This is a genomic window from Micromonospora sp. NPDC048898 (genome assembly GCF_043198035.1).
GTDB lineage: Bacteria > Actinomycetota > Actinomycetes > Mycobacteriales > Micromonosporaceae > Micromonospora.
Window position 1 is genome coordinate 219,912 of the sequence record NZ_JBICUF010000004.1, and the last position, 15,840, is coordinate 235,751.

Below are 15,840 nucleotides of genomic sequence, written 5' to 3' on the forward strand. Positions count from 1 at the left end.
TGCTCAGGGCCGGGCGGGGCGGGCGGGGCGGACGGGGACCACCAGGGGGCCGTGGGTGCCGGGGACGACCCGGACGCTGGCCCGGTAGTGGGTGGCGAGCAGGTGCTCGGTCAGCACCTCGGGCGGGGTTCCGGCGGCCACCACCTGACCGCCGTCGAGCATGACCATCCGGTCGGCGTACTCGCCGGCCAGGGAGAGGTCGTGCATCGTGGCGAGGACGGTCAGGCCGTGCTCGCGGCGCAACTGGTCGACGAGTTCGAGCACCTCCTGCTGGTGACCGATGTCGAGCGCGCTCGTCGGCTCGTCGAGCAGGAGCAGCGTCGCACCCTGGGCGAGCGCGCGGGCGAGGAACACCCGCTGCCGTTCGCCCCCGGAGAGGGTGGCCAGTTCGCGGCGCTGGAAGGCGGTGAGGTGCAACCGCCGCAGCACGTCGTACGCGGCGTCGACGTCGGCTGTCGACTCCCGGCCCAGCGCCGGGATGTACGGGGTGCGCCCGAGCAGCACGTAGTCCAGCACCGACATGCCGGGCGGCACCACCGGGGACTGCGCCACAGTGGCCACCACCCGGGCGCGGTCCCGACGGCGCAGCGCGGCGCTCGCCGTACCGAACAGGGTGATCGCCCCCGGCGCGGGCAGCAGGCCGCCGACGGCGCGCAACAGGGTCGACTTGCCGGCGCCGTTCGGACCGATCACGGTGACCCACTCGCCGACGGCGACGGTGAGGTCGACGCCGGTCAGGATCGGCGTGCCGTCCAGGCTCACGTGCAGCCCGCGCACCTCGACGGCCGGCACGACACCGTCGACCGACCGAGCGCCGTCGACCGACCGAGCGCCGTCGACCGAGCGAGCGCCGTCGACCGAGCGAGCACCGTCGACCGAGCGAGCACCGTCGACCGACCGAGCGGCGGACGGCCCAGCGGTGGGTTCGGGGCTCATGCGAGCGCCCGCCGGGCGGTTCGCAGCACGAGCACGAAGAACGGGCCGCCCAGCAGGGCGGTCACCACTCCGATCGGCACCTCGGAGGGCGCGGCGGCGGTGCGGGCCACCACGTCGGTAAGCGCCAGGAACGCGCCGCCGAACAGCAGCGACATCGGCAGGATCACCCGGTAACTCGATCCGGCGAGCAGCCGGACGGTGTGCGGCACGATGATGCCGACGAAGCCGATCAGCCCGGTCGCGGAGACCGCCGCCGCGGTGCCCAGGGAGGCGGCGGCGATCAGCAGGTACCGGGTGCGCTGCGGGTGCAGGCCCAGACTTCTCGCCTCGTCGTCACCGACGGCGAGGACGTCCAGCTCACGGCGGTGCAGCAGCACCACCACCGTGGTCAGCGCGGCGTACGGCAACACCAGCAGCACGTCGTGCCACCCGGCAGTGGCCAGCCGACCGAGCAGCCACGAGTAGACCGGCTGGATGCTGTCGGAGTGTCGTTGCAGCAGGTACGTCTGCCCGGCGGAGAGGAACGCGGAGACCGCCACCCCGGCCAGGATCAGCATCGCGGGCGAGCCGCCCCGCCCGCCGGCCGCGCCGAGCACGTAGGTCATCGTGACGGCCAGCAGCGACCCGGCGAACGCGGCCAGCGGAATGGTCATCGGCAGCCCGGAGATCGCACCCTGCCGGCCGGCGCCGCCGAGGGCGATCGCCGCGGTGACCGCGAGGCCGGCGCCCGCGGCCACACCCAGCAGGTACGGGTCGGCCAGCGGGTTGCGGAACACGCCCTGGTAGCACCCGCCGGCCATGGCGAGCAGGCCGCCGACGAGCAGGCCCAGCACCACCCGGGGCAGCCGCAGCTCGGTGACGATCGCGATCTCCCGCTCGGTCAGCCCACTGTCGAGGTGCACCCCCGGGATCAGGTTGAGCAGCTCGGCGGCGACGCTGCCCGGGGGCAGGCTCACCGGGCCGAGCGACACCCCGACGACGAGCGCGACGAGCACCGCGAGCACCCCGGTGACCAGCCAGCGCATCCGCAGCCCGGCAGGCCGAGCCGCGGGCAGCGGCCCGGTCACCGACGGACGACTGTCACGCGGGCACCTTGGCGACCGCGTCGATGATGATCCGGAGCAGGTCCACGACGCGCGGCCCCCAGCGGGAGGCGATGTCGTCGTCCAACGCGATCACCCGGTTGTTCTTGACCGCGGTGAGCCCCGCCCAGCCGCTGCGCGCCTTGACCGTGTCGGCGTTCTGCTGGCAGCACTTGGAGTCGGCCAGGAAGACGAAGTCCGGGTCGGCCTTGACGATGAACTCCTGGGACAGCTGCGGGTAGCCGGCGTTCTTGCCGTCCGCGTCGGCCGGGTCGGCGATGTTGGTCAGACCGACCTGGCTGTAGATCGAGCCGATGAAGGTGTTGCTCGTCGCGCTGTACAGCTCCGGGCCCAGCTCGTGGAAGTAGGTGAGCTTCTCGGCACGCTGCGGCAGGTCCTTGACCAGTTTGGCGATGTCGTCCTTCATCCGGGTGGCGACGTCGGCGGCCTGGTCGGCGTGCCCGGTCAGCGTGCCCAGCTCGGTGATCTGCCGGTACGAGTCGTCGAGCTTGGTCGCCGCCGGCGTCAGGTAGACCGGGATCTTCAGCTTGGCGAGCTGGTCGACGATCTTGTTGCGGTCGTCGGAGAGCACCACGAGGTCCGGGTTCTTACCGGCGATCGCCTCGGCGTTCGGTTGGAAGGCGGAGAGGTCGGTCTTGGGCGCGTCGGCCGGGTAGTTCGACTGGTCGTCGACGGCTGTCACCTGCGGGCCGGCGCCGATCGCGAAGAGCATCTCGGTGGCCGTGGGCGACAGCGCGACGATCTTCTCCGGGCGCTTGTCGAGAGTGAGCGCGCCGACCGTGACCGGGTAGGTGGCGGCCGCGGTGCCGGCACTGGGCTTGTCGTCGGCCTTCTCGGCGCAGGCGCCGAGGGCGAGCGCGGCCACCGCGAGGGTCGCGGCGAAGAGCCGAGGGGTACGTCTGAACATGGGGGCCTCCTGTCGGTCGAGGAGTGTGGTGCTTCGCCGACAGGGACTTTCGTACGCCCGCCCACGAGGCGCCCTTCCTCGAGAGCGCGTATCGCGACCGATCCGTAGGCGACCTGGCTCGTCCCCACCGGCCGGGTGGGGCATCACAGTTGCGGGACAGCGCCGGGTTTCGCACCGGCTTCGCTGCGGACTGGTCGCTAAGACGGTAGCGCACCGCCGGGACGTGCCGGATCGATCAAGGATCGAACGGCGCTTGTCGATCCCGGCGGCAGCCCTCGGGAGGCACCCTGGCAGCCGCGGGGAGGCATATGTCCCGGATGTGGAGGCTCGGGAGCGGGTGGTGGGGCCCCGTCGGGCGGGACGGGGCCCCACCCCGATCAGGAGGACGTGATGGTGACGTTGTCCACAGCCGCCTCCACCAGGCTGGCTCCGGAGGCGTCCGCCGCCTCGACGAGGATGCGGACCGACTGGCCGGCGTACGGCGAGAGGTTGAGGTTGGCCACCGCCCAACTGCCGTTGCGGTTACTGGCCGCGCCGGTCTGGGTGAGCAGCGCGGTGGTGCCGCCGTTGTGCACCACGCTCACTCGCAGGTAGTCAGCCGACGAGGCGTTCGACCCGTGCGCCAGGTACCAGGCCAGCGACAGGGTCAGGGTGCCGGACGACGGCAGGGTCACCGCCGGGGACCTGGCGCTCGTCACGCCACCGTCGACGTCGTGGTCACCGGGCGCCGAGCCGGCCAGCCGGCCGGTGACCAGGTCGTTGGACCCGGCGTACGGGGTGAGCTGCTTGGCGCCGGAGGACGTGGTCGCCTGGGCGGCACCCAACTCGAACGCGCCGAGCGTGGCGGTGTCGGTGCCGGACGGGTTGACGGTCCAGCCGGTGGCGGTCTCGAAGGTGTCCGACCAGACCGTGGTGCCGCCACCACCGCCGCAGTACTGCGACTGCTTGCCGATGGCCCGGTACGGGCAGTCGGCGTACTCGCTGAGCAGCAGCACCGCCTCCCGGTTGCGCGAGGTCTGCGCTCCGATGACCTCGTCGGGCGGGTAGAAGCCGCCGCCGGCGGCCGAGCCGGGGTACATCTCGAAGGTGTACGCCCAGATGTTGTGGGTGGCCCACATCCAGTCGAGGCTGTCCCCGTCGGTGATGTAGAGGTCGCTGGACTGCTCCGGGGTGTAGTTGTTGGTGGCCGCCATCTGCTGACCGATGGTGGCGAAGGTGTTGTACTGGTCCGCGCTCATGCCCGCCGCGGTGTTCGCCGTGGTGTAGCCGTACGGCCAGAGCACCAACTGCGAGTACGTGTGGAAGTCGATGTTGGCCTTGATCTGCTGCACGCCGCCGACCACCCGGCCGTTGACGAAGTTGCGCAGCGCCTGCGTCTCGGGCGCGGAGAACGCCGACGGCCCCCGGTAGGTATCCGACGAGGGGCTGCCGGACGAGCCGCCGCAGCAGCCCCAGTTGTAGCCCCAGTTGCGGTTCAGGTCGGTGCCGACGTTCGACGAACCGCTGTTGGGCTGCCGGTTCTTGCGCCAGGACCGGTACGACCCGGTGGCGATGTCGTACTCGCTGCCGTCCGGGTTGACCGTCGGCACGATCCAGATCTCCCGGCTGTTGACGACGTTGGTGATCCGGGAGTCGCCGCCGTAGTTGTCGGTGAAGAGGTTGAGCAGGTAGATCGCCATCTCGACGGTCAGGTGCTCACGGGCGTGCTGCTGGGAGTTGAACAGGATCTCCGGCTCACTCTCGTCGGTGCCGACGTTGTCGGAGATCTTCACCGCCATCAGGTCGCGGCCCTCGTACGACGAACCGATGCTGATCTTGCGGGCGATCGCCGGATGGTCGGCGACGACCTGGTTCACGACGGCTGTCAGTTCCGCGTAGTCGTGGTAGTTGGAGTCGGCGGGCGGGAAGGCCGTCGTGCCGATCTCGCCGGCGCCGCGCTCGGCGTTGGGCGGCGGGGCGAGCGGTTCGAGCCGGAAGCCGAGCCTGCCGATCGCGGCGGCCTCACCAGCGGTCGCCGAGATGTGCAGGACCCCGTGCTCGGAGTAGTCGATGGCGGCTCCGGTGCGGGCCACCGCGTTGCGGTCGGCGAGGGTACGAGGTCCGAGCACCCGGTAGCCGGCGGCGGCCGGCTCGGCAGTGCGGTCCGGTGCCGGGCGGGCGGCGACCGGGCCCGCGGCGACGGTGACGATGCCCAGCCCGGTGACGACGGCGAGCACCAGGACGCGGCGGAGAGGGATGGGCGTGCGGAGGGCCATGGACTACCTCCTCGATGGGCGGGAGATCCCGCTCGGTGAAGGACACTTCACCACCTGTCACATGGTCATATCAATATCGATCGTTACCTTGACCATCCCAGGCGGATCATCATGGCGGCAATGATTTTCCATCCATGAACATCTGGCGAAACTTCCTTCCAGGCGGAAAGCTGACAGGCGACGATGCCCCTCTCGACACCGCGGAGCACTCATGGCCAGATCCCGCTTGCGCGCGGGCGCCCTCGCCGGCATCACCGCGCTCACCCTGCTCGCCACCACCGCACCCGCGCTGGCCGGCCGCCCGCCGGCCAGCGGTCACGACGAGCAGATCACCTTCCAGGACTGGTCCGGGCCCGCCGACTGGCACCGGGGCAGCCGAGCCGGCACCCGCGTGGTGCCCGGCGCCCGAGCGGGCCTCACCCTGGCCCGCCCCGCCGGCACCACCGAGTACGCCGACCCCCACACCGGCAGCACCCGCACCTGGGAGTACGGCACCTGGACCTCGCCGGTGACCCGGATCGGGTTCGACGCCACCGAGTTGATCGCCTCGTGGAACGCGGAGACCCCCGCCGGCACCTGGATCCAGGTGGAGATGCAGGGCAGCTACACCAGCGGCGACCAGACCCCGTGGTACGTCATGGGTCGCTGGGCGTCCGGCGACACCGACATCAGGCGGACAAGCGTCGAGCCGCAGGGCGACCCCTGGTCGACGATCTGGACCGACACCTTCAGCATCGACGACGCCGACGCCGGGGTGCTGCTGCGGTCGTACCAGCTGCGGCTGACCCTCTACCGGGCACCCGGGCAGACCGCCGCGCCGGTGGTCCGGATGCTCGGCGCGATGAGCTCCACCGTGCCGGACCGCTTCACCGTTCCGCCGAGCGCCGGGCACATCGCCTGGGGCGTCGAGTTGCCGGTGCCGCGCTACTCGCAGAACGTGCACGCCGGGCACTACCCCGAGTACGACGGCGGCGGCGAGGCGTGGTGCTCGCCCACCTCCACCGAGATGGTCGTCGAGTACTGGGGGCGCAAACCGTCGCCGGCCGACACCTCCTGGGTGGACCCGGCCTACCCCGACCCGACGGTCAACCACGCGGCCCGGATGACCTTCGACTACGCGTACGACGGGGCCGGCAACTGGCCGTTCAACACCGCGTACGCGGCCAGCTTCCCCGGGCTGGAGGGTCGGGTGACCCGCCTGCACTCACTGGACGAGCTGGAGCGTTTCATCGCCGCCGGCATCCCCGTCGTGACCAGCCAGTCCTTCCTCGCCAGTGAGCTGGACGGGGCGAACTACGGCACCTCCGGGCACCTGTTCGTGGTGGTCGGCTTCACCGCCGACGGCGACGTGATCGTCAACGACCCCGCCTCGTCCAGCAACGACGTGGTGCGCAACGTCTACAAGCGTGCGCAGTTCGAGCAGATCTGGCTGCGGACCAAGCGCACCAACGCCAGCGGCGGCGTCTCCGGCGGCTCCGGCGGCATCGCGTACCTGATCAAGCCACTCTCAAAGCCCTGGCCCAAGGCCCCCAACTCCACCAACTGGTAACCCGCCCCGCCCCGTTGATCATGGAGTTGTTGCCCGACCGCCCGGGGGCGTGTCGTGGCAATAACCTCATGATCAACGCCGGGCGTCGGGGTCTTCGGTGGGGGCGGGAGGGGTGGGGTCTTCGTTTTCGCCGGCCAGGGCGGAGCGGAGGCGTTCCTTCTCGGCGCGACGGCGCTCGGTGGCGGTGGCCATCTCACCCGCCAGCTCGTCCCGCCAACCGCGCAGCAGGAAGAAGGAGAGCGCCGCGGAGAAGGCCAGCGCCAACATCAGCTTCAGGAACACGTTCAGGTCGACGAGCCAGAGTGCCGCCAGCACGGCGACGAACAGCCCGATCCGGGCCAGCGTGTACTTCAGCGCGGCGCTCACCTGCACCACTCCGTTCTCTCCGTCGCCCGCCGCTGTCGGCGGGAAAGTCGATCCGCCCAGCGGGCGGTCGCGGTCAGCCGGTCCGGCGGGTCAGCCAGCGGACACCGGGGAACCAGACCGTCGCGTACACCACCGTGAACGCCACCGCCGCCAACGTCCCGGACAGCAGCGGCGGCAGGCCGGCGACCAGACCGGCGACCAGCAGCCCGACGACCACCCCGACGGTGGCGGCGACCACCGCCGACACCACCCGGGCCGCGCCGAACTCCCAGGCCCGGAAATCGTCCCAGAACAACCAGGCCGGCAGGATCACGGCCAGCCAGCCGTTGGTGTGGCCGAAGTCGCCGGCGCCGATCGAGGCGAACCCCCAGTCGAACAACACCAGCGCCAGCGCACCGATGACCAGGCCGGCCAGGCACACCCCGAGCAGATCACCCAGGGTACGGATGCGCCCCTCGGCGTCCCGGCGGGGAAACCCGCCCTGCTGCTCGGACCCGCCCTGCTGCTGGGAACCAGTCTTCTCGGTCATCGACTGCGAGGGTACGTGGTGGCTCAGGCCCAGACCTGCTGCGGCTCGGCGCGGCGCTCGGCCAGCGACGGGGCCTTGTCGTACTCCCGGACCACGTTGTAGCGGGTGTCCCGCTCGACCGGCTGGAAACCGGCGTCCCAGATCAGGTGCAGCAGGTCGTCGCGGTGCATCGTGTTCGGGGTGCCGTACGAGTCGGCGTCGTGCGTGATCTTGTATTCGACGACCGAGCCGTCCAGGTCGTCCACGCCGAAGTTCAGCGAGAGCTGGGCCACCGACAGCCCGTGCATCACCCAGAAGTTCTTCAGGTGCGGCACGTTGTCGAAGAGCAGCCGGGACACGGCGAACGTCTTCAGCGACTCGGCCGGCGAGGCCATCGTGGTGCGCGCCTGGATCCGGTTACGGATCTTGCCGTCCGCCGAGTCCACGAAGTCGTGCTGGTAGCGCAGCGGGATGAAGACCGCGAAGCCGCCGGTCTCGTCCTGCAACTCACGCAGCCGCAACACGTGGTCGACCCGGTGCCGGGGCTCCTCGATGTGGCCGTACAGCATCGTCGCCGGCGTCTTCATGCCCTTGCGGTGCGCGAGGGCATGGATGCGCGACCAGTCCTCCCAGTGGCAGGCGTGGTCGACGATGTGCTGCCGGACCTCCCAGTCGAAGATCTCCGCGCCACCGCCGGTCAGCGACTCCAGGCCGGCGTCCATCAGCTCGTCGAGGATCTCGTCGGCGCTCAGACCGCTGATCTTCTCGAACCACTGCACCTCGGTCGCCGTGAAGCACTTGAGCTTGACGTCGGGCAGCGCCGCCTTCAGCTCGCGCAGCACCTTCGGGTAGTAGCGCCAGGGCAGCGTGGGGTGCAGGCCGTTGACGATGTGCAGCTCGGTGAGCTGCTCGTCCTCCATCTCCTTGGCCTTGCGGACCGCCTCGTCGATGCGCATCGTGTACGCGTCCTTCTCGCCCGGCTTGCGCTGGAACGAGCAGTACGCACAGGACGCCGAGCAGACGTTGGTCAGGTTGAGGTGCCGGTTGACGTTGAACATCACCCGGTCGCCGTTGAGCTCGGTGCGCTTGTGGTGGGCGAGCCGCCCCAACCAGGTCAGGTCGTCGCTCTCGTAGAGGGCGACCCCGTCCTCGCGGGTCAGCCGCTCACCGGCGTACACCTTCGCTTCGAGCTCACGCTTGAGTCCGGCGTCCATGGCACGTCCCTTCCACCTGCGGTCGGATCGAGCGTACGTCGGAGGGGCGAGCACCGCGGCGGCACGGTCGGCGACAGCGACCCACCTCACCGAACTCTCAGGCTCCCGTAACCCGGCCACGCATCGACATCGGTCCCAGGGTGGGGTAGTAACAAAGGTGGGGCGGGACACACACACTGGTACCGTCCCGACGGCCGCGCCCACCGAGCGCGGCGACGAGCAGTCGGACGGGGAGCGGAATGGTCTACAGCGGGCGCGGGCGACGGCAGCGACGACGGAGCCCGGTGATCTCGCCAGTGCTGCGTCCGAAGCTCTGGGCCGCCCTGCTCGGCGCAATCGCCGCCGCCGTAATGGCCACCCCCGCGTACGCCGATCCGGCAATACCCACGACGATCCCGGACACCGGCGCCCGCCCGCCGGCCGTCGGCGCGCCCCAACTGCCCGGCGGCCCACCCCTCGGCGGTGTTCCGTCGCCGCCGGTGGGCACCATCGGCACCGGCCCGCTGGCCGCCCAGATCTACGCCGCCCAGACCCAGGTCGGCACGCTCGGCGAGACGCTGCTGAAGAGCCGCCAGAAACGCACAGACGCGCAGGCCCAGCTCGATGCCGCCGGCAAGGCGCTCGCGACCACGCAGGACGCCCTGCTCCAAGCCCAGCAGGCCGCCGACGCCGCCGCCGCGGACGCCGTCAAGGCGGACGCCGCACTGCCGCCCGGTGATTTCGCGCAGGACCTCCGCGGGCTGAGCCGCCTGCAGCAGATCACCCGCGGCGAGAAGGTCGAGGGCGGCACCACCGGGGTGGCCGGAGAGTTGGCCCGCGCCCGTGCCGCCGAGCAGGCCGCCTACCAGAAACACACCGAGGCCAAGGAGCTGCTCACCGCCGCCGAGGCGGAGTTCACCACGGGCGAGACGGCACTCCGCACGGCCGAGGCGGGTCTGCTCAAGCTGCGCCGGGACAACTCCGCCCAGCTGATCGAGATCGAACGCCAGCAGGAGGCCGCCGAGCAGCAGTACGGCGCCGGCTACGTCAGCAACCAGAACGTCAGCGGGATGGCCGCCCACCCTCGGGCGATGGCCGCGGTCCGCTACGCGCTGGCCCAGCTCGGTGACCCGTACAAGTGGTCCGAGGAGGGTCCGAACCAGTTCGACTGCTCCGGTCTGATGTGGGCGGCGTACCGGTCCCCGGGCGCCGACTACTTCGACCTGCCGCGGGTCTCCCGCGACCAGTACGCCGCCACCCGCGGCCGGACCGTCCCGCAGGGCGCGCTGCTCCCCGGTGACCTGCTCTTCTTCGCTTCCGGCAGCAGCTGGACGACGATCCACCACGTCGCCATGTACATCGGCAACGGCAAGATGGTGCAGGCGCCCACCACCGGCGATGTCGTCAAGATCTCCGTGGTCAGCTGGTCTCGGCTCTATGCCGCGACCCGGGTGATCGGCGCGGTGCCGGCACCGGTCGTGACCGTTCCGCCCCCGCCGGTCACGCCACCCACCACGAAGCCGACGCCCAACCCGACGCCGAGCACGAAGCCGACGCCGACCACGACGCCGACCACGAAGCCGACGGAGTCGGCCACCCCGACGCCCACCGGCAGCGCGACGCCCACGCCGTCGCCGACGCCGTCGCCGACGCCGACCGAGAGCGCGTCGCCGCCTCCCACCCCCGACAACACGCCGACGACCCTGCCCTCGGCGCCGACCAGCGCGCCGGGCAGCATCAAACCGACGACCACACTGAAGGCCAGCACGAGCGTGACGGGCAGCGGCAGCTCGCCGGGCAGCCCCAGCGCCACCGGTTGATCCGCCACGACCGGCTCCGGCTGTCCGCTCGGGAAGATCTGTGGCACCGTGACAACCAGGCACATCCGACTCGACGTCACGGGTCCGGGTGCGAGCATGGCACGGAGGGCGGAGATGGCCGAGCAGAGTGATCCGGCGCAGACTGTCGACCCCGTGGTCGGCCAACCCGACCCGTCAGGGCCGGGCACCGCCGACCCGGCGTCCAGCACCGACGCCCCCGCAGCCATCCCTGACGCCGACCCGGCCACTCGTGACGCCGACCTGGCCACTGCTCACGCCGGCCCGGGCACCACTGACGCCGGCCCGGTCACCCCTGACGCCAGTCCGGCCGCTCGTGACGCCAGCCCGGCCGCTCCTCACGCCGGCCCGGTCTCCGGCGACGCCTCCGTCGTCGGTGGTGGCGACGCCACCACCACCGACGACGCTGCTCTCGACAGCGGCAGCGTCGCCGCGGACGTCCCCGGCCCGCACTCCGGACAGCCGGAGGTCGGACAACCGAACGCCACAGAACCGGCCCCCGGGCAGCCGGCAGTCACCAGATTGGGTGCCGGACAGGCCGCTGTCACCGTCCCGAGCGCCGGCCAGTCGGCACCCGCCGGAGACCGCCCGGACCAGGCTGCCGCACCCGTCCGGGCCCGGGCCAGCGTCGCGACCGCCGGGGCTCTTCGCAGTGACCTGCCGGCCAGCGCCCCGGTCACCGCAACCACCTACCGTGCGGCCGGTGCCGCCAGTGCCGCCAGCCCGACGGGTGCTGCCAGCCTGACCGGTGCTGCCAGCCCGGGCGGGTCCGTCGGCTCGACCAGCTCGGCCAGCTCCGTCAGCTCGACCGGTGCCGCCAGCCCGACCGGCTCGGCCAGTTCGGCCAGCTCCGCCGGTTCGGCCAGCCCGACCGGCTCGGCCAGCCCGACCGGCTCGGCCAGCCCGACCGGCTCGGCCAGCCCGACCGGCTCGGCCAGCCCGACCGGCTCGGCCAGCCCGGCCGACTCCGCCGGGGTCTCGTTGCCTGGGCAACGCAACGACTCGACCAGGCCCGCCCGGGCCAGCGCCACGGTGCCCGGCAGCAGCCGGGCCAGCGCCACGGTTCCCGGCAGCAGCCGGGCCACCCCCGGTGCCACGGGTGCCCCGGACGCCCGTAGCGTGCCGGCCGTATACCGAGCCGCGCCGGTGCGTCCCGAATCATCCGACCCGGCACCCGATCCCGCCCGGCCGTCGGCACCGTCGACTCCGGAGCCGGAGCCCGCACCCACGCCACCCGGCCCCGGGCCAACCCAGCCGTCGCCTCCCGAGCCGGAGCCCGCGCCAGCCCCGGGCCCGTTCCCGCCCGAGCCGATGCCGACGCCTGGGCCCCGACCCACGCCGTCACCCGGTCCGGTTCCGCCCGTTCCGGGTCCCCCGACCCCGCCGCCCCCGCCGATGCCACCCATCCCGGGCCCGCCGGCACCGCCCATCCCGAGCCCGCCCCTGCCGCCGCCCGGTCCGCCCGTGCCCGCGCCACCGAGTCCGCCCGGTCCGATGCCGGCACCGCCGTTTCCGCCACCGCCGGCCATGATCGACACGCCCGGCGTACGACCCAGCGCGTCGGTTTCCGCGGCGCCAGGCGGGTGGGCGTCCACCGCCTCTACGACACACCCGACATCCCGCGACGGGTGGGCCGGCGCACCCGTCTCCGCGCCGCCGGTGGTACCGGCACCGGCCCTGCCGACCTGGCCGCCGTCCACCACCGGCACTCCCCAGCCGGGTGGGAGTGGCAGCGGAAACTCGCGAGGGACCGGGTCCACGGGCAGCCCTTCGGGGAACTCGGCCGGACAACGGGCGGGCAGCACCGGCGGAGGACGGCACGACGGCGGCTTCGTCGCGCGGGGCACGGGCAACGCCGGCGCGGGACGGCACGACGGCGGCTCCGACCTGGCCGGCACCGTCTACGGCAGCGGCGACGGGCCGGGCTTCGCCACGATCGCGATGCCCGCCAACGCGGTGGAGAATTCCGGGTCGCTGACCGGGCACATCCTGGCCCAGGGCTGGGCGGACAGTCCGGCCGAACGGTCCCGAAACACCCGGGTGATGATCGTCCTGGCCGCCGCTCTGGGGCTGCTGGTGGCGATCAGCGTCATGGTCGTACTGCTCGCCGGTGACGCCCTGGACGGTCTGGTGGGCAGCGTGCTCAACGGGTGAGTCGCCGGGTGGGAACGATGGTGAGTCCGCCCACTACCGTCCGGCAACCGGCTGGCGGCTTCGCCGGTTCGCCGTACACTGGTGGAGATCACTGACCCGGCGCGCGTGGTGCGCGCCCCTGGGCGGTCTTGCGGGCGATCCGGCGGCACAGCCGCGGCAGGCCATCGCGAAGATGCGCCCCGCTCGAAAGGCTTTTGTTGACCACCTCTGCTGACCCCAGCACTGTTCCGTCCGTTTCCCACCCGGCCCCGACGACCGACACCGCCCGGGAGCAGCTCGACGCCTCCCCGAGCGAGACCGGCACCGCACCGGTCGACACCGCCGCCCAGCCGGCGGAGCCGGCCCCGACGGCGACCGCCGATCCGATCAGCTTCGCGTCCCTCGGCCTGCCCGAGCCGCTGGTCCGCGCGCTGGCGCAGCAGGGCATCACCAGCCCGTTCGAGATCCAGCGGGCCACCGTTCCGGACGCGCTGGCCGGCCGCGACGTGCTGGGCCGCGGGCAGACCGGTTCGGGCAAGACGCTCGCCTTCGGCCTGCCGATGATCGCCCGGCTGGCAACCCGCAACCGGGCCCGGCCGATGCGTCCGCGCGCCCTGGTCCTGGTCCCCACCCGCGAGCTGGCCATGCAGGTCAACGACGCACTGGTGCCGCTGGGCAAGTCCGTCGGCATCTTCCTGAAGACCGCCGTCGGTGGTGTTCCGTACGACCGTCAGATCGACGCTCTGCGCCGCGGCGTGGAGATCATCGTGGCCACCCCGGGCCGGCTCGGCGACCTGATCGAGCGGGGCATCTGCCAGCTCGACGACGTCGAGGTCACGGTGCTCGACGAGGCCGACCAGATGGCCGACATGGGCTTCCTGCCCGAGGTGACCGATCTGCTGGCGAAGACTCCCGCGAACGGCCAGCGGCTGCTCTTCTCGGCCACCCTGGACGGTGACGTCGACGCGTTGGTCAAGCGGTTCATGACCGACCCGGTGACCCACTCCACGGCGCCGTCCACCGCGTCGGTGTCCACCATGGATCACCACATGCTGTTGATTCCGCCGCACGAGAAGTTCCCGGTGGCGGCCTCGATCGCCGCCCGGGACGGCCGGACGATGGTCTTCGCCCGTACCCAGCTCGGGGTGGACCGGCTGGTCGAGCAACTCGCGGCGGTCGGCGTCCGCGCCGGCGGGCTGCACGGCGGCAAGACCCAGCGGATGCGTACCAAGACGTTGGCCGAGTTCCGCGAGGGCCGGATGAACGTGCTGGTCGCCACGGACGTGGCGGCTCGGGGCATCCACGTCGACGGGGTCACCCTGGTGCTGCACGTCGACCCGCCGAAGGACCCCAAGGACTACCTGCACCGGGCGGGGCGCACGGCCCGTGCGGGCGAGTCCGGCGCGGTAGCCACGCTGGTGCTGCCCAAGCAGCGCCGCACCACCCTGGCGATGATGGAGAAGGCTGGCGTCGCGCCGGCCGAGACCCGGGTGCGGGTCGGCGACGCGGCACTGGCCGAGCTGGTCGGTGCCCGTGAGCCCAGCGGCGTCCCGGTTCGCGTCGAGGTGGAGTCGCGGGGCTTTGGCGACCGCTCCGGCGGTTCGCGTCGATTCGACGACCGGTCCGGAGGCCCGCGCCGGTTTGGCGACCGCACGGGCGGCGAGCGCCGCTACGGCGACCGACCCACCGGCGAGCGGCGCCACAGCGACCGTCCCCAGGGTGACCGCCAGTACGGCGACCGTCCCCAGGGTGACCGCCAGTACGGCGACCGTCCCCAGGGTGACCGCCAGTACGGCGACCGTCCCCAGGGCGAGCGCCGCTACGGCGACCGCCCGACCGGCGAGCGGCGCCACAGCGACCGCCCGACCGGCGACCGGGGCTACGGCGACCGGCCGACCGGCGACCGGGGCTACGGCGATCGCCCGACCGGCGAGCGCCGCTACGGCGACCGTCCGCAGGGCGACCGCCAGTACGGTGACCGGCCGCAGGGCGACCGCCAGTACGGCGACCGGCCGCAGGGCGAGCGCCGCTACGGCGACCGGCCGACCGGTGAGCGCCGCTACGCCGACCGGGACACCCGGGGTTACGGCGACCGTCCGCAGGGCGAGCGTCGGTTCGGTGACCGGCCGCAGTTCGGTGACCGGGATGGCCGGGGCGACCGGCCGACCGGTGAGCGGCGCTTCGGTGACCGGGACACTCGCGGCGGTTTCCGTCCGGAGAGCCGTGGTCGGGACGACCGGCCGCGTGACGAGCGCCCGCGTGACGACCGGCGCGGTTTCGGCGGGCGGCCGCCGGCGCGTACCCACTGAATTGATCCACCGAACGCCGTCGCGAAGCCCATGCTTCGCGGCGGCGTTCGCGCATGCCCTGCCAATGTCGGCCCGGTCGCGTAACGTCCGGCTCATGCCGACCATGCCGAAGTCGATCTTCTGGTCCCGGACGGACACCGCCGGCAGCGAGCAGGTGCTGCTCGACGACGGCCACGGGTTGGCGGCCCGGGGCACCCTGCTCGCCGTGGACCCGATCCCCTGGACCGCCCGCTACCAGCTGACCACCACGCCGGACTGGGCCACCACGCGGGTCGAGGTCGAGGCCGAAGGGCTCGGCTGGCTGCGCCGGGTGACGCTGGAGCGTGCCGCGGGCCGGTGGCGGGTGACGACCGCCGAGCAGGGCGACCTGGACAAGGCTCTGGTCGCGGCCGGTCATCCCCGGGCCGGTCTGCCGGGCACCGACGACCCGGACCGGCTGGCCGACGCGCTCGACGTCGACCTGAGCGGCTCACCGCTGTTCAACACCCTGCCGGTCCACCGGCTCCGGATGAGGGCCGAGCCGGCCGACGTGGCGCACCGGATCACCGTCGCCTGGGTGCTGCTGCCCGGCCTGGAGGTGGTGCCGGCCGAGCAGATCTACACCGGGCTCGGGCCGGGTCGGGTGCGGTTCGCCAGCGGCACCTTCACTGCCGACATCGACCTGGACGACAGCGGCTACGTGGTGCGCTACCCCGGGCTGGCCGAACGGATCGACCCACGCTGAGCGATGCCCGGCCCCGCTG

The 15,840-nt window shown here is 72.4% G+C and carries 13 protein-coding genes; 5 read left to right on the forward strand and 8 right to left on the reverse strand.

Annotated features, from left to right (window positions below):
* Positions 1-3 precede the first annotated feature (3 nt).
* The 4 genes from ACGFIQ_RS14020 to ACGFIQ_RS14035 all read right to left on the reverse strand — a co-directional run bounded on the left by ACGFIQ_RS14020 (position 4) and on the right by ACGFIQ_RS14035 (position 5,201).
* Positions 4-936: an ABC transporter ATP-binding protein gene (locus ACGFIQ_RS14020; RefSeq protein WP_393243498.1), complete on the reverse strand. Its 933-nt coding sequence runs from the start codon at positions 934-936 to the stop codon at positions 4-6.
* On the reverse strand, positions 933-1,961 hold the full coding sequence (locus tag ACGFIQ_RS14025; protein WP_393244014.1) for a FecCD family ABC transporter permease: 1,029 nt from the start codon (positions 1,959-1,961) through the stop codon (positions 933-935). The genes ACGFIQ_RS14020 and ACGFIQ_RS14025 overlap by 4 nt, the downstream gene beginning before the upstream one ends.
* A gap of 55 nt (positions 1,962-2,016) precedes the next feature.
* Positions 2,017-2,946, reverse strand: coding sequence for an ABC transporter substrate-binding protein (locus ACGFIQ_RS14030; protein WP_393243500.1), 930 nt, complete (start codon positions 2,944-2,946; stop codon positions 2,017-2,019).
* Between the two features lie 377 nt (positions 2,947-3,323).
* A complete protein-coding gene (locus ACGFIQ_RS14035; protein ID WP_393243502.1) occupies positions 3,324-5,201 on the reverse strand; it encodes a M14 family metallopeptidase in 1,878 nt (625 codons plus the stop codon).
* Between the two features lie 211 nt (positions 5,202-5,412).
* On the opposite strand from ACGFIQ_RS14035, the gene ACGFIQ_RS14040 reads away from it, so the two are divergent.
* Positions 5,413-6,750, forward strand: coding sequence for a C39 family peptidase (locus tag ACGFIQ_RS14040; RefSeq protein ID WP_393243504.1), 1,338 nt, complete (start codon positions 5,413-5,415; stop codon positions 6,748-6,750).
* 72 nt (positions 6,751-6,822) lie between these two features.
* Here ACGFIQ_RS14040 and ACGFIQ_RS14045 read toward each other — a convergent pair whose 3' ends face one another.
* From ACGFIQ_RS14045 to mqnE, 3 genes are all read right to left on the reverse strand, one after another.
* Positions 6,823-7,116, reverse strand: a complete 294-nt coding sequence (locus tag ACGFIQ_RS14045; RefSeq protein ID WP_393243506.1) for a DUF4229 domain-containing protein — start codon at positions 7,114-7,116, stop codon at positions 6,823-6,825.
* A gap of 73 nt (positions 7,117-7,189) precedes the next feature.
* Positions 7,190-7,645 (reverse strand): hypothetical protein, encoded by a 456-nt coding sequence (locus tag ACGFIQ_RS14050; RefSeq protein WP_393243508.1) that lies wholly within the window; start codon positions 7,643-7,645, stop codon positions 7,190-7,192.
* 23 nt (positions 7,646-7,668) lie between these two features.
* Positions 7,669-8,838, reverse strand: coding sequence for an aminofutalosine synthase MqnE (mqnE, locus tag ACGFIQ_RS14055; protein ID WP_393243510.1), 1,170 nt, complete (start codon positions 8,836-8,838; stop codon positions 7,669-7,671).
* Positions 8,839-9,077: 239 nt separating this feature from the next.
* Between mqnE and ACGFIQ_RS14060 the strand changes: the two genes are divergently transcribed.
* Positions 9,078-10,637 (forward strand): C40 family peptidase, encoded by a 1,560-nt coding sequence (locus ACGFIQ_RS14060; RefSeq protein WP_393243512.1) that lies wholly within the window; start codon positions 9,078-9,080, stop codon positions 10,635-10,637.
* 707 nt (positions 10,638-11,344) lie between these two features.
* On the opposite strand, the gene ACGFIQ_RS14065 is transcribed toward ACGFIQ_RS14060, so the two are convergent.
* On the reverse strand, positions 11,345-11,752 hold the full coding sequence (locus ACGFIQ_RS14065) for a hypothetical protein (RefSeq protein ID WP_393243514.1): 408 nt from the start codon (positions 11,750-11,752) through the stop codon (positions 11,345-11,347).
* Positions 11,753-12,314: 562 nt separating this feature from the next.
* Here ACGFIQ_RS14065 and ACGFIQ_RS14070 point away from each other — a divergent pair.
* The 3 genes from ACGFIQ_RS14070 to ACGFIQ_RS14080 all read left to right on the forward strand — a co-directional run bounded on the left by ACGFIQ_RS14070 (position 12,315) and on the right by ACGFIQ_RS14080 (position 15,821).
* Positions 12,315-12,809 (forward strand): hypothetical protein, encoded by a 495-nt coding sequence (locus tag ACGFIQ_RS14070; RefSeq protein WP_393243516.1) that lies wholly within the window; start codon positions 12,315-12,317, stop codon positions 12,807-12,809.
* A gap of 197 nt (positions 12,810-13,006) precedes the next feature.
* The gene (locus ACGFIQ_RS14075) at positions 13,007-15,097 is read left to right on the forward strand and encodes a DEAD/DEAH box helicase (RefSeq protein WP_393243518.1); all 2,091 of its coding nucleotides are present in this window, start codon (positions 13,007-13,009) and stop codon (positions 15,095-15,097) included.
* A gap of 103 nt (positions 15,098-15,200) precedes the next feature.
* On the forward strand, positions 15,201-15,821 hold the full coding sequence (locus tag ACGFIQ_RS14080) for a putative glycolipid-binding domain-containing protein (protein WP_393244016.1): 621 nt from the start codon (positions 15,201-15,203) through the stop codon (positions 15,819-15,821).
* The last annotated feature ends 19 nt before the right edge of the window (positions 15,822-15,840 follow it).

Coding starts and splice junctions, on each gene's coding strand:
- mqnE (WP_393243510.1), bottom strand. CDS start 8,838: ATGGACGCCGGACTCAAGCGTGAGCTCGAAGCGAAGGTGTACGCCGGT.
- ACGFIQ_RS14025 (WP_393244014.1), bottom strand. CDS start 1,961: ATGCGCTGGCTGGTCACCGGGGTGCTCGCGGTGCTCGTCGCGCTCGTC.
- ACGFIQ_RS14035 (WP_393243502.1), bottom strand. CDS start 5,201: ATGGCCCTCCGCACGCCCATCCCTCTCCGCCGCGTCCTGGTGCTCGCC.
- ACGFIQ_RS14020 (WP_393243498.1), bottom strand. CDS start 936: ATGAGCCCCGAACCCACCGCTGGGCCGTCCGCCGCTCGGTCGGTCGAC.
- ACGFIQ_RS14080 (WP_393244016.1), top strand. CDS start 15,201: ATGCCGAAGTCGATCTTCTGGTCCCGGACGGACACCGCCGGCAGCGAG.
- ACGFIQ_RS14050 (WP_393243508.1), bottom strand. CDS start 7,645: ATGACCGAGAAGACTGGTTCCCAGCAGCAGGGCGGGTCCGAGCAGCAG.
- ACGFIQ_RS14060 (WP_393243512.1), top strand. CDS start 9,078: ATGGTCTACAGCGGGCGCGGGCGACGGCAGCGACGACGGAGCCCGGTG.
- ACGFIQ_RS14030 (WP_393243500.1), bottom strand. CDS start 2,946: ATGTTCAGACGTACCCCTCGGCTCTTCGCCGCGACCCTCGCGGTGGCC.
- ACGFIQ_RS14040 (WP_393243504.1), top strand. CDS start 5,413: ATGGCCAGATCCCGCTTGCGCGCGGGCGCCCTCGCCGGCATCACCGCG.